This window comes from Silanimonas sp. (genome assembly GCF_027531545.1).
Lineage (GTDB): Bacteria > Pseudomonadota > Gammaproteobacteria > Xanthomonadales > Xanthomonadaceae > Silanimonas.
Genome location: NZ_JAPZSC010000001.1, coordinates 143,045 through 155,285, shown reverse-complemented (window position 1 = coordinate 155,285; position 12,241 = coordinate 143,045). Strand labels below are relative to the sequence as shown.

15 protein-coding genes are annotated in these 12,241 nt (G+C 70.1%); 14 read left to right on the top strand and 1 reads right to left on the bottom strand.

The window, feature by feature from the left end; genetic code table 11:
• Window positions 1-61 precede the first annotated feature (61 nt).
• From O9280_RS00705 to ruvA, 7 genes are all read left to right on the top strand, one after another.
• Entirely contained in the window at window positions 62-346 is a 285-nt protein-coding gene (locus tag O9280_RS00705) for a zinc ribbon domain-containing protein (protein ID WP_298337546.1), read from the top strand.
• Window positions 343-897: a hypothetical protein gene (locus tag O9280_RS00700; RefSeq protein WP_298337543.1), complete on the top strand. Its 555-nt coding sequence runs from the start codon at window positions 343-345 to the stop codon at window positions 895-897. The genes O9280_RS00705 and O9280_RS00700 overlap by 4 nt, the downstream gene beginning before the upstream one ends.
• Window positions 898-965: 68 nt before the next feature.
• The gene (gene aspS / locus O9280_RS00695; protein WP_298337540.1) at window positions 966-2,732 is read left to right on the top strand and encodes an aspartate--tRNA ligase; all 1,767 of its coding nucleotides are present in this window, start codon (window positions 966-968) and stop codon (window positions 2,730-2,732) included.
• 19 nt (window positions 2,733-2,751) lie between these two features.
• Window positions 2,752-3,375 (top strand): alpha/beta fold hydrolase, encoded by a 624-nt coding sequence (locus O9280_RS00690; protein WP_298337537.1) that lies wholly within the window; start codon window positions 2,752-2,754, stop codon window positions 3,373-3,375.
• 421 nt (window positions 3,376-3,796) lie between these two features.
• Window positions 3,797-4,525, top strand: coding sequence for a YebC/PmpR family DNA-binding transcriptional regulator (locus tag O9280_RS00685; RefSeq protein ID WP_298337534.1), 729 nt, complete (start codon window positions 3,797-3,799; stop codon window positions 4,523-4,525).
• Between the two features lie 10 nt (window positions 4,526-4,535).
• The gene (gene ruvC / locus O9280_RS00680) at window positions 4,536-5,063 is read left to right on the top strand and encodes a crossover junction endodeoxyribonuclease RuvC (RefSeq protein ID WP_297876638.1); all 528 of its coding nucleotides are present in this window, start codon (window positions 4,536-4,538) and stop codon (window positions 5,061-5,063) included.
• Window positions 5,064-5,103: 40 nt separating this feature from the next.
• A complete protein-coding gene (gene ruvA, locus O9280_RS00675; protein WP_298337531.1) occupies window positions 5,104-5,700 on the top strand; it encodes a Holliday junction branch migration protein RuvA in 597 nt (198 codons plus the stop codon).
• A gap of 4 nt (window positions 5,701-5,704) precedes the next feature.
• On the opposite strand, the gene O9280_RS00670 is transcribed toward ruvA, so the two are convergent.
• Window positions 5,705-6,532, bottom strand: a complete 828-nt coding sequence (locus O9280_RS00670) for a hypothetical protein (RefSeq protein ID WP_298337525.1) — start codon at window positions 6,530-6,532, stop codon at window positions 5,705-5,707.
• A 65-nt stretch (window positions 6,533-6,597) separates the two neighbouring features.
• On the opposite strand from O9280_RS00670, the gene ruvB reads away from it, so the two are divergent.
• The 7 genes from ruvB (at window position 6,598) to pal (ending at window position 12,240) form a co-directional block, all read left to right on the top strand.
• Window positions 6,598-7,635, top strand: coding sequence for a Holliday junction branch migration DNA helicase RuvB (gene ruvB, locus O9280_RS00665; protein ID WP_298337522.1), 1,038 nt, complete (start codon window positions 6,598-6,600; stop codon window positions 7,633-7,635).
• On the top strand, window positions 7,625-8,053 hold the full coding sequence (gene ybgC, locus O9280_RS00660; protein WP_298337519.1) for a tol-pal system-associated acyl-CoA thioesterase: 429 nt from the start codon (window positions 7,625-7,627) through the stop codon (window positions 8,051-8,053). The genes ruvB and ybgC overlap by 11 nt, the downstream gene beginning before the upstream one ends.
• Window positions 8,047-8,826 (top strand): protein TolQ, encoded by a 780-nt coding sequence (tolQ, locus tag O9280_RS00655; RefSeq protein WP_297865816.1) that lies wholly within the window; start codon window positions 8,047-8,049, stop codon window positions 8,824-8,826. The genes ybgC and tolQ overlap by 7 nt, the downstream gene beginning before the upstream one ends.
• Window positions 8,827-8,859: 33 nt before the next feature.
• Window positions 8,860-9,297, top strand: a complete 438-nt coding sequence (gene tolR / locus O9280_RS00650) for a protein TolR (protein WP_297865817.1) — start codon at window positions 8,860-8,862, stop codon at window positions 9,295-9,297.
• The gene (locus O9280_RS00645) at window positions 9,297-10,253 is read left to right on the top strand and encodes a protein TolA (protein ID WP_298337514.1); all 957 of its coding nucleotides are present in this window, start codon (window positions 9,297-9,299) and stop codon (window positions 10,251-10,253) included. Before tolR ends, O9280_RS00645 begins: the two co-directional genes overlap by 1 nt.
• 92 nt (window positions 10,254-10,345) lie before the next feature.
• Complete coding sequence (gene tolB / locus O9280_RS00640; protein WP_298337511.1) at window positions 10,346-11,662, top strand: Tol-Pal system beta propeller repeat protein TolB; 1,317 nt, start codon at window positions 10,346-10,348, stop codon at window positions 11,660-11,662.
• A gap of 71 nt (window positions 11,663-11,733) precedes the next feature.
• Window positions 11,734-12,240 (top strand): peptidoglycan-associated lipoprotein Pal, encoded by a 507-nt coding sequence (gene pal / locus O9280_RS00635; protein WP_298337509.1) that lies wholly within the window; start codon window positions 11,734-11,736, stop codon window positions 12,238-12,240.
• Window position 12,241 lies beyond the last annotated feature (1 nt).

The following is a 12,241-nucleotide window of genomic DNA, read 5'->3' as shown; positions in this document are numbered from 1 at the left end:
GAATTCCGGCCCCGCCAACCCAATCGCTGCCCGCAGCGAACTGCCACGGAACCCGCCCGCCATGCCCATCTACGCCTTCGCCTGCTCGGCCTGCGGCCACGATTTCGAACGCCTGCAGAGGCTTTCCGACGCCGATCCGACCACCTGCCCCGCCTGCGGCGCGGAAGGAACGATCGGCCGCCAGCTGACGGCGCCGCAGTTCCGGCTGGCCGGCGGCGGCTGGTACGAGACCGACTTCAAGAAGGACGGCGACAAGAAGCGCAACCTCGCCGACAGCGGTTCCGGCGGTGGCGCCTCGACGACGCCGAGCCCGAGCCCCGCGCCGGCGAAGGCGAGCGGCGAATGACGGCGTCCGCCTTCTTCACGGGCCTGCTGGCCCTGTGCGGCCAGGCCTTCGAAGGCCGCATGACCACCAACGACCCGGCCGATGCCGCCATGGGCGCCCAGCGCCTGGTGATGCACGTGCGCGAATGCAAGGACGACGAGATCCGCATTCCGTTCCACGTCGGCGCCGACCGCTCGCGCACCTGGGTCGTCACCCGCACTGCCTCGGGCCTGCGCCTGAAGCACGACCACCGGCACGACGACGGCTCGTCCGACGTGCTGACCATGTACGGCGGTGACACCGCGGCCCCGGGCAGCGCCACCCGCCAGGACTTCCCGGTCGATGCCGAGTCCATCGCCCTGTTCATCCGCGAGGGTCGTGCGGTCTCGACCACGAACACGTGGACCCTCGAATACCGCGCGGGCCGCGAGTTCGCCTATGGGCTCTCGCGCCCGGCCGCCGGCAACAACCCGGCCCGCCGCTTCCGCGTCGAGTTCGACCTGTCCCGCCCCGTGCCGGCCCCGCCGGCCCCCTGGGGCTCGGAAACGCCGGCCACGGCCGCCGCCCGCTAAAGCCCCGGTACAATGGCCGGCTTGCCACCGCGGCACCGCGGCGGCCCCAAGATTCCTGTGGAGTTCCCATGCGTAGCCACTACTGCGGCCAGCTCGGCGAAGCGCTGATCGGCCAGACCGTCACCCTTTGCGGCTGGGCCGATGTCGCCCGCAACCTCGGCGGCGTCTGCTTCATCGACCTGCGCGACCACGAGGGCATCGTGCAGGTGGTGGCCGAGCCGGACAACGCCGCTTACGCGATGGCTGCCCAGGTGGGCTACGAGGATTGCCTCAAGGTGACGGGCGTCGTGCGCGCCCGCCACAGCGTCAACGACAAGCTGAAGACCGGCCGCATCGAAGTGGTGGCCGAGCGCATCGAGATCCTCAACAAGGCCGAGACGCTGCCCTTCTACCTGCACGAGACGCCCGGCGAAGACGTGCGGTTGAAGTACCGCTACCTCGACCTGCGTCGCCCGGCGATGCAGCGCACGATGCGCACCCGCGTGGCGCTGGTGCAGGCCCTGCGTCGCTACCTCGATGCGAAGGGCTTCCAAGACATCGAGACCCCGATCCTCACCAAGGCCACGCCGGAAGGCGCGCGCGACTACCTCGTGCCGAGCCGCGTGCATCCGGGCGAATTCTTCGCCCTGCCGCAGTCGCCGCAGCTGTTCAAGCAGCTGCTGATGATGGCGGGCTTCGATCGCTACTATCAGATCGCGCGCTGCTTCCGCGACGAGGACCTCCGCGCCGACCGCCAGCCGGAATTCACCCAGCTCGACATGGAGTTCGCCTTCATCACTGAAGCCGACATCCAGGATTTCGTGGAAGGGATGATCCGCCAGGTGCTGAAGGAAGTCGGCGACATCGAGCTGGCGAGCCCCTTCCCGCGCATGACCTATGCCGAGGCCATGCGCCTCTACGGCTCGGACAAGCCGGACCTGCGGATTTCGTGGGAATTCAGCGACATCGCCGAGCTGGTGAAGGGCTGCGAGTTCAAGGTCTTCACCGATTGGGCGAACCACGCCGAGGGCCGCGTCGTCGCGCTGCGCGTGCCGGGCGGTGCGTCGCTCTCGCGCAAGCAGATCGACGACTACGGCGTTTACTGCGCCAAGTACGGTGCCAAGGGCCTCGCCTGGATGAAGGTCGAGGCGCGCTCGAAGGGCCGCGAGGGCATCAACTCGCCGATCGCCAAGTTCCTCGACGACGCCACGTTGAATGCGGTGCTCGACGCCGCGCAGGCCGTCGACGGCGACCTGCTGTTCTTCGGCGCCGGCACGTACAAGACCGTGTGCGACTTCATGGGCGCCCTGCGCCTGAAGGCCGCCAAGGACCTCGGCCAGGTCGCGAACGTCTGGGCCCCGCTGTGGGTCACCGACTTCCCGATGTTCGAGTGGGACGACGAGGCGCAGCGCTACGTCGCTCTGCACCACCCGTTCACCGCGCCGAAGATCGACGACATCGCCGACCTCGCGGCCAACGCCCGCATCGCCGTGTCGCGCGGTTACGACATGGTGCTCAACGGCAACGAGATCGGCGGCGGCTCGGTGCGCATCCACAACAGCGCCATGCAGGCCAAGGTGTTCGAACTGCTCGGCATCGGCGCCGAAGAGGCGGAAGCGAAGTTCGGCTTCCTGCTCGAAGCGCTGCGCTACGGCGCCCCGCCGCACGGCGGCATCGCCTTCGGCATCGACCGCATCTCGGCCCTGATGGCCGGCAGCGACTCGATCCGCGACGTCATCGCCTTCCCGAAGACCGCCAGCGCGCAGTGCCTGCTGACCAACGCCCCGTCGCCCATCGACGACAAGCAGTTGGCCGAGCTGCACGTGCAGGTGCGTCCGGCTACCCCGAAGGCCTGAGGCGACGCAGGGCAGGGCGATGGCCGACCGCGTCGTCCTGCTGCACGGCATCTGGAACAACCGCCCGGTGCTGTGGCCGCTCGCGGCCCGGCTCCGCGCCGCCGGCTTCGAAACCGAGACCTTCGGCTACCCCAGCGTGTTCGGCGGAGCCGAAGCGGCGGCGCAGCAACTCGCGGGCAAGCTGCGCCTCGATGCGCGCAAGCGCAAAGCCCCGGCCCACCTCGTGGGTCACAGCCTCGGCGGGCTGGTCTCTTTGCTGGCGGCCCAGGACCCGGAGCTGCCGGTGCAGCGCATCGTCTGCCTCGGCAGCCCGCTCACGGGCAGCGGTGCGGCGCGCGCCGTGCACGGCCGCGGTCTCGGCTTTGGCATGGGCCGCAGCGCCCGCGTGCTGCTGAAGGGCCTCGAACACGCCCCGCAGCATCGCGAGGTCGGTGCGATTGCCGGCACGCTGGAAGCGGGCTTGGGCCGCGTCTTCGGCACCTTCGACGGCCCGCACGACGGCACCGTGGCCGTCGACGAAACCCGGCTGCCGGGCCTCGTGGACCACTTCGAGGTCCGTGCCAGCCACATGGGCTTGCTGGTGTCGCGGGTCGCGGCGGAGGCGGTGGCGAGCTTCCTGCGAACGGGGCGGTTCGCGGGGTAGCTCGCAGTCGTCCGGCGCGAGGCCCGCGGATTCGGCTGGCCCGCCCCGTCACCTTCCCGGCAATCTGCCCGGCGGTCCGCTCGAAGGGGGCGTCCTGCCCCTCGAGCGGACGGCTCATCCATGAGCCGCCCTTCGGGCTCGCGCCTGGGCCCCGCGCCGGGGCTCCTTAACTCGCCGCATCCGCGGGCCTCGCGCCGTCGCTGCAACACCGCCGCGCCCGCGTGGCGATGGGCCAGCGACAAGCGAGCCAGGGATGGCGAGCGCGCGGCTCGGGGCAGGACAGCCCCGAGTCCGCGGAGAGCGGCCCAGCGCTCACGCGAGGCAGGCGCGACGGCGGGACAGCCTCGCCGACAAGCCACCCCGCCCGTGGACGCATCACTCGGCGATAATCCCGCCATCGCACACACCACCGAGGCACCCCATGGGTCGATTGATGGCCATCGAAGGCCGCAAGAACGCGCAGGCCGCCAAGCGCGGCGCGGTCTTCACCAAGCTGGTCCGCGAGATCTCCGTCGCGGCGCGGATGGGCGGCGGCGACCCCGCCGGTAACCCGCGCCTGCGTCTCGCCGTCGACCGCGCGCTTGGCGCTTCGATGCCGAAGGACAACATCGAGCGCGCGATCAAGAAGGCCACCGGCGAGCTGGAAGGCGTGAGCTACGAGGAAGTGCGCTACGAGGGCTACGCCCCGGGCGGCATCGCGGTGATCGTCGAGTGCCTCACTGACAACCGCGTGCGCACCGTCGCGGACGTGCGCCATGCCTTCTCGAAGTACGGCGGCAACCTCGGCACGGAGGGCTCGGTCGCCTTCATGTTCAAGAAGGTTGGCGTGCTGGCCTACGCGGCCGGTGCCGACGAGGAAAAGATCACCGAAGCGGCCATCGAAGCCGGTGCCGACGACATCAAGAGCTACGACGACGGCGCGGTGGAAGTGATCACGTCGCCCGAGGCCTTCGAGGCCGTGAAGAAGGCGATGGAGGCAGCTAACCTCGCGCCGGCCGAAGCCAACGTGACGATGCGCGCCGACAACGACGTGGCCGTCGACGGCGAGACGGCGCAGCAGGTGGTGAAGCTGCTCGACAAGCTGGAAGACCTCGACGACGTGCAGAACGTGCACCACAACGCCGAGCTGCCGGACAGCGCGTACCAGTGACGAGGCGCGCGTGACGACCCGCCTGCTCGGCATCGACCCCGGCTCCCGCCGCACGGGCCTCGGGGTCATCGACGTCGACGCTTATGGCCATTACACGTTCGTGCACTGCGAAGTGCTGAACCTGCTGATCGACACCGACAACTTCCCCGAGCGCCTCGGGCGCCTCGCGGAAGGCATCGACGCGATCATCGACCAGTGGCAGCCGCAGCAGGTGGCCATCGAAACCGTGTTCATGGACAAGAGCGCCACCTCGGCGCTGAAGCTGGGCCACGCCCGCGGGGCGGCCATCGCCACCGTGGTGCGCCGCGGCCTGCCGCTGGCCGAGTACGCGCCGCGCGTCATCAAGCAGTCGCTGGTGGGGAAGGGCGCCGCCGACAAGGACCAGGTGCAGCACATGGTCAAGATCCTGCTGAACCTGCAGGGCGAGCGCTTGTTCGCCGACGCCGCCGACGCGCTGGCCGTGGCGCTCACGCACGCCCACATGTCCGCCACCGCAGCGCGCGCCGGGGTCGGCGTGGCGGCGCTGCGGCGACGCTGACTCGGGCAGACTGCCCGCACCCTTCCAGAGCGATCCACGAATGATCGGACGCCTCCGCGGCACCCTCATCCAGAAAGCCCCGCCCGCGCTGATGGTCGAAGTGGGCGGCGTCGGCTATGAGCTCGACGCGCCGATGTCGACTTTCTACGACCTGCCCGAGCTCGGCCGCGAGGTCACGCTGTTCACGCACTACGCGGTGAAGGAAGACAGCGTCGCGCTGTACGGCTTCCTCACCGAGCGCGAGCGCCGGCTGTTCCGCGACGTGCAGAAGGTGACCGGCATCGGCGCGAAGATCGCGCTGGCCATTCTCTCCGGCGTCAGCGTCGATGATTTCGCGCGGCTCGTCTCCACCAGCGACGTCACTGCGCTCACCCGCATCCCGGGCATCGGCAAGAAGACCGCGGAGCGCATCGTCGTGGAATTGAGGGATCGCGCGGCGGAGCTGGGCGGCGTGGGTGGCCCGATCGCCAAGGGCCAGCCGATCCCGGCCGACCCGCAGTCCGAGGCCGTCATCGCGCTCCAGCAGCTCGGCTACAAGCCGGCCGAGGCCGCGAAGATGGCCAAGGACGCGTTCGAGGCCGGCGACACGGCCGAAGCGGTCATCCGCAAGGCGCTGAAGGCCTCGCTGAGAACCTGAGCCGTCAGTTCGCCCGGCCCTGCCGCTGGCAGTCCGGCGTGAGCATCGGCTCGCGCGCCACGTCGGGGCTCAGGAAGCGTTGCCGCAGTTGACGGTCGCGCAGCGGCCAGTCGAAGCCCGCCAGCGCCCGGCGCAGGGCGTTGCCGTGCATCGGCTCGGCGTCCGGCGTGAGGCGGTAATGGAGCTCGTAGCTGCCGAGGCGCCGCGTGTGGGAACGCAGGGTGCGTGCCCCCCAACCGCGGCGCATCAGGGCCACGTAGACCACTTCGCGGCCGCCGACCAGAACGTCGAGGCGCCCCGCGGCGAAGTCGTCGGCCAGGGCGCCGTCCACGCTGCCTGCCACGATCTGGGACTCGGCGAAGCCGAGCGATTCGGCAAGGCGCACCGTGCGGGCGCCCACCTTCAGCGTGGAGTGCGGGACCGTCGAAGCGGTCGCCCAGGGGCCCTGGTAGACGGCGATCCGGTCGATCGTGTGACCGAAAGGCAGCTCGAGCGTGTCTTCGAGCCCGGTGCTCAATTTCGGATCACCGAGGAAGAGGGCGACGTCGCCCGCCTTGCGCGCGTCCGCGCCGGCATCGAGGGGGAGCGGCACGGCGACGAAGCGCCGTCCGGCGTGCTCCGCCAGTCGGCGCAGGTTCTCCACTGCGATGCCCGTGAGGTGGCAGTCCGCGTCGTGGAAGGCCCACGGCGGCAGGTGGGGCACGCCCACGCGCAACTCGACGGTGGGCGTCGCGGCGGGTGCGGCATCGGCGTCCGCACCGGGCACGGGCCAAGCGGCGAGGGCGGCGATCGCGAAGACCGCTCCCCACCTCCGGACGCTGCGACGGACCATGCCTGCCTCCCTGCGTTGGGGGTGCCGAGCCCGGGTGGTCTCGCGCGCCGTGCGAATATACGCCCATGAGTACCCGCACCATCTCGCCCGGCGCCACCGCCGAGGATGAAGCCCTCGAAGCCAGCATCCGCCCGAAGTCGCTCGCCGAGTACCTCGGCCAGGAAGCCGTCCGCGAGCAGATGCAGATCTACATCCAGGCGGCCAAGCAGCGCGGCGAGGCGCTTGACCACGTGCTGATCTTCGGGCCGCCGGGCCTCGGCAAGACCACGCTCTCGCACGTCATCGCCAACGAGTTGGGCGTGAACCTCCGCCAGACCTCGGGCCCGGTGATCGAGAAGGCCGGCGACCTCGCGGCCCTGCTCACCAACCTGCAGCCGCACGATGTGCTGTTCGTCGACGAGATCCACCGCCTGTCGCCGATGGTCGAGGAAGTGCTTTATCCGGCGATGGAGGACTACCAGATCGACATCATGATCGGCGAAGGCCCCGCGGCCCGTTCGATCAAGCTCGACCTGCCGCCCTTCACCCTGATCGGCGCCACCACCCGCGCCGGCCTGCTCACCGCGCCGCTGCGCGACCGCTTCGGCATCGTGCAGCGCCTCGAGTTCTACACGGCTGAAGAGCTCACCCGCATCGCGCGGCGCTCCGCGCAGATCCTCGGGATCGCGTGTGATGCGGAGGGCGCAGCCGAGATCGCCAAGCGCTCGCGCGGCACGCCGCGGATCGCCAACCGCCTGCTGCGCCGCGTGCGCGACTACGCGCAGGTGAAGGGCGAGGGCGTGATCACCAAGCCCATCGCCGATGCGGCGATGAAGATGCTGAAGGTCGACCCGGAAGGCTTCGACGACCTCGACCGCCGCCTGCTGCAGACGATCGCCGAGAGCTTCGCCGGCGGCCCGGTGGGCGTCGAATCGCTGGCCGCCGCGCTGTCGGAAGAGCGTGGCACCCTCGAGGACGTCGTCGAGCCCTTCCTGATCCAGCAGGGCTTCCTGGTCCGCACGGCCCGCGGCCGCATGCTCGCCCCGAAGGCCTGGACCTGGCTGGGCCTGAAGCCGCCGCGTGGTGCCGCCACGCCCGATCTGTTCGACGCCGATGCCGGCTGATCGGTCCGCGTTCAGCCTGACCTTAAGGGTCTATTGGGAAGATACCGACGCCGGTGGGGTCGTCTACCACGCCAGCTACGTCCGGTTTCTCGAGCGGGCGCGCACCGAATGGTTGCGCGCCGCCGGGTACGACCAGACCACGCTGCGTGGCGAGAACGGCCTGCTGCTGGTGGTGCGCGCGATGCGGCTCGATTTCCTCGGCCCGGCGCGGCTCGATGACCTGCTCACCGTGACCGTCACCCCGGTCGAGGCGAAAGGGGCGAGCCTGCGCTGCCGGCAGTCGGTGCTGCTTGGCGAGCGCCCTTTGCTCACCGCCGAGGTCGAAGTCGCCTGCCTGCGTGCCGCCGATTTCCGCCCCATCCGAATCCCCGCCGGCCTGCTGGCCGACCTGATGCCGAACCCTGGTGCCCCATGCTGACGACCGTTTTCCTCGCTGCTGCCACCGCTGCCACGCCGCTTGCTCCGGAGGCCGCCGCGGCCGCCGCGGAAGTCGCGACCGAAGCCGCCGTGTCGGGGGGCATCAACTACTTCACGCTGATCCTCAAGGCGAGCGTGCCAGTGCAGCTCGTGCTGCTGCTGCTCGTCGCCGCCTCGGTGCTGAGTTGGGTGATCATTTTCCGCAAGCAGCGCGTCTACAAGCGCGCCGACGCCGAAGCCAACGAGTTCGAGAATCGCTTCTGGTCGGGCGCCGACCTCAACCAGCTGTACCGCGCGGCCACCGACCGCAACCGCGTGGTCGAGGGGCTGGAAGCCATCTTCGAGGCGGGCTTCCGCGAATTCACCCGTCTGCGCCAGAAGAAGGGCATGGACGCGCGCGCCCAGCTTGAGGGCGCCCAGCGCGCCATGCGCGCCACGCTGGCCCGCGAGACCGGCGAGCTCGAGCGCAACCTCGAGCTGCTGGCGAACATCGGCTCCACCTCGCCGTACGTCGGCCTCGTCGGCACCGTGTGGGGAATCATGATCGCCTTCCACGAGCTGGGTAACGTCAAGCAGGCGACGATGGCGCAGGTCGCGCCGCACATCTCCGAAGCGCTGATCGCCACCGCGATCGGCCTGTTCGCCGCCATCCCGGCCGTGTGGGCCTACAACCGCTACGCCTCGCGCGTCGAGCGCCTGACCGTGCGCTACGAGGCCTTCGCCGAAGACTTCAGCTCGATCCTCGCCCGCCAGGGCGGCAGCGACGAGCCCTGACCCCAAGCCCCCGCCTCATCCGTTGGAGGGCCCATGGCCGCGTTCAGCAACCGCCACAAGAAGCGCAAGCTCAAGGCAGAGATCAACGTCGTTCCGTACATCGACGTGATGCTCGTGCTGCTCGTCATCTTCATGATCACCGCCTCGGTGATGAACCTGGGCGTCGAGGTCAACCTGCCGCAGTCGAATGCCCGGCCGGTCGAACAGGCGCAGGACCCGGTGGTCGTCTCGATCGCCCGCGACGGCAGCTATTCGCTGAAGCTCGGCGACGGCGCCGACACGCCGATGTCGCGCGAGGAGCTCGGCAACCGCATCCGCGCCTTCGTCGCGCAAAACCCGCAGACGCCGGTCTTCGTTGCCGCGCATCGTGAGCTCCAGTACCAGACGGTGATGGAGGCCATGGAGCTGCTGCAGGGCGCCGGTGTCTCCAAGGCCGCGCTGATGAGCGAGCCGCGGGCCACGGAGCGCTGATGCGCGAGCGTCCCGAAGACACGGGCATTGCGGTCGGCCTGGCGGTCGGCCTGCACCTGCTCGTCGTCGTCCTGATGTTCGTCGCATGGCTGTGGACCCCGGCACCCGAGGTGCTGTCCGTCGCCGGCCCGCCGATCGAAGTCGAACTGGTGCAGGCCGCGCCGGTGCGCGACCGCGAGCGCCCGAGCGCCGCCACGCCGCCGCCGGCCGCACCGGAGCCGGTCGAAGAAGAGGCCGCCCCGCCGCCGCAGCCGGAGCCCGAGCCCGCCCCGCAGGACGCCGTGGTCGAACCGCAGCCCACGCCGCAGACGCCGCAGGCCGTGCCCGACACCCGCGACCAGGACCGCGCCTCCCGCGACGCCGTGTCGCCCGAGCCGCCGGCCCCGCGCGAACAGGAAGAGCGCCGTCGCGAAGAGCAGGTCGACCTGACCGAGCGCCCGCCGCAGACCACGCCCGAGGAGCGGCAGCGCCTCTCGGCGCAGCAGCTCGAGCGCCTGAAGCGCTTGGCCGCCCTGCGCACCCAGCGCGAGCAAGCCGCCAACCAGACCCGCATGGAAGAGCAGCGCGACCAGCAGTTGCAGGACCTCGCGGCCCGCCAGCCGCCGTCGCCGCTGCCCGCCGCCTCGCCCACGGACGCCACGCCGACGCCGATGGCTGGCAACAACGGCGTGGATACCAGCTTGCGGGCCGCCTACGTGCTGGCGATCCAGAACGCCGTCGAGCGCAACTGGCGCCGCCCCGAGACCATCCCCGCCGGGCAGCGCTGCCGCATCGTCATCGTCCAGATTCCTGGCGGCGAGGTGATCAGCGCCGACGTCGATCCGACCTGCCCCTACGACGCGCTGGGCCGTGATTCGCTCGAGCGCGCCGTGTTCGCCGCCTCGCCGCTGCCCTACGCCGGTTTCGAGGACGTGTTCGAGCGTCGCCTCGGCCTCAACTTCCAGCCGGCGGACTGAGGCTGCACCGGCGTTCAGCCACCAGCGGCTATCTCTTTCCCCGACCCCGTACACTCCGCGCGCGCCGCCCGACGGCTTTTGGAACCCCAGCCATGACGCGAACCCTTGCTTCCCTCGTCCTGCTCGCCTTCGCCCTGCTGACGCTGCCCTTCGCGTCGCGCGCGCAGACGCTGGAAATCGACATCGTCGGCGGCAACGCCGCGGCCCTGCCGATCACCGTCGTGCCGATGCCCTACCTGGGCACGAACGTGGCCCCGGACACCGACGTCGCCGCGGTCATCGCCGCCGACCTCAACCGCTCGGGCCAGTTCCGCACCCTGCCGGACGCCAACATCATCGAGAAGCCGATCCGCGGCAGCGAGATCCAGTTCCCGACCTGGCGCGTGCTGAAGCAGGACTTCATCGTCGTCGGCCGCGTGCTGGACGCCCCGGACGGCGGCTACCGCGTCGAGTACGAGCTGTACGACGTGGCCAAGCAGGAGCGCCTGCTGGGCTTGGCCATGAGCGGCCGGGTGCGCGGCATGCGCGACATCGCCCACCAGATCGCCGACCAGGTGTACGAGAAGATCCTCGGCGTCCGCGGCGCCTTCTGGACCCGCATCGCCTACGTGACCGCCTCGGGCCGCCACCCGAACCAGCAGTACGCCCTGATGGTCGCCGATGCCGACGGTTTCAACCCGCAGACGGTCGTCCGCTCGCGCGAGCCGCTGATGTCGCCGGCCTGGGCCCCCGACGGCCGCCGCCTCGCCTACGTGAGCTTCGAGCGCGGCAACTCGACCATCTATATCCAGGAGCTGACCACCGGCGCCCGCGAGGTGGTGGCGAGCTTCCGGGGCATCAACGGCGCCCCCAGCTTCAGCCCGGACGGCACCAAGCTGGCCCTGACCCTGTCGCGGACCGGCAACCCCGAGATCTACGTGATGGATCTGGCCACCAAGGCCCTGACCCAGATCACCCGCCATTTCTCGATCGATACCGAGGCCGTCTGGACCCCGGACGGCCAGAGCCTGGTCTTCACGTCCGACCGTGCCGGCCGCCCCCAGCTCTACCAAGTGCCCGCTAACGGGGGGGAGCCGACCCGCCTGACCTTCGAGGGGGACTACAACGCCAAGGCGTCGGTGTCCTTCGATGGTAAAAAATTCGCTATGGCGCAGGGAAACAGGAACGTTTATCGTATTGCGGTACTGGACCGCAGCCTCGCCCAGCCCCGTTGGCAGACCCTGTCGCCGGGCAACCTGGACGAGTCTCCCAGCTTCGCGCCCAACGCCAGCATGCTTCTGTACGCCACGAAAGAGGGCGGCCGGGGCGTGCTGTATGCGGTGTCGGCCGATGCGCGTGTCCGGCAGCGTTTGGTTTTGACCGACGGTGACGTCCGGGAGCCCGCCTGGTCGCCGTACCGGCAACGATAAACAGGACGGGCCTGCCGCACCCCCGCTCACGCTCCACTTTTTTGCTACTCACTGCCAACGAGGTTCCACCCATGAACAACACCACCCGCGTCCTGCTGGTCGCTGCCATCGCCGTCGGCCTCGCCGCCTGCACCAAGAAGACCGTTCCGGAAGCCCCGGCCGCCCAGCCGGCGCAGCCGACCACGCAGGCCGCCGTCGACGACGGCAAGTACGGCCCGGAAGACCTGGACACGGACGCCTGCCTGAAGCAGCGCACCGTGTACTTCGATTTCGACCAGGACGCCGTCAAGCCGGAGTTCCAGGCCATCATGGCGTGCCACGCCAAGTACCTGCAGGACCGTCCGGAATCGCGCATCACGCTGGAAGGCAACGCTGACGAGCGCGGCTCGCGCGAGTACAACCTCGGCCTCGGCGAGCGCCGTGGCAACGCCGTCTCGGGCGCCCTGCAGGCGGCCGGTGGTTCGGCTGGCCAGCTGACCGTCGTCTCGTACGGCGAAGAGCGTCCGGTCGACACCGCGTCGACGGAAGAGGCGTGGGCGAAGAACCGCCGCGTCGAGATCGTCTACACCGCCCGCTAAG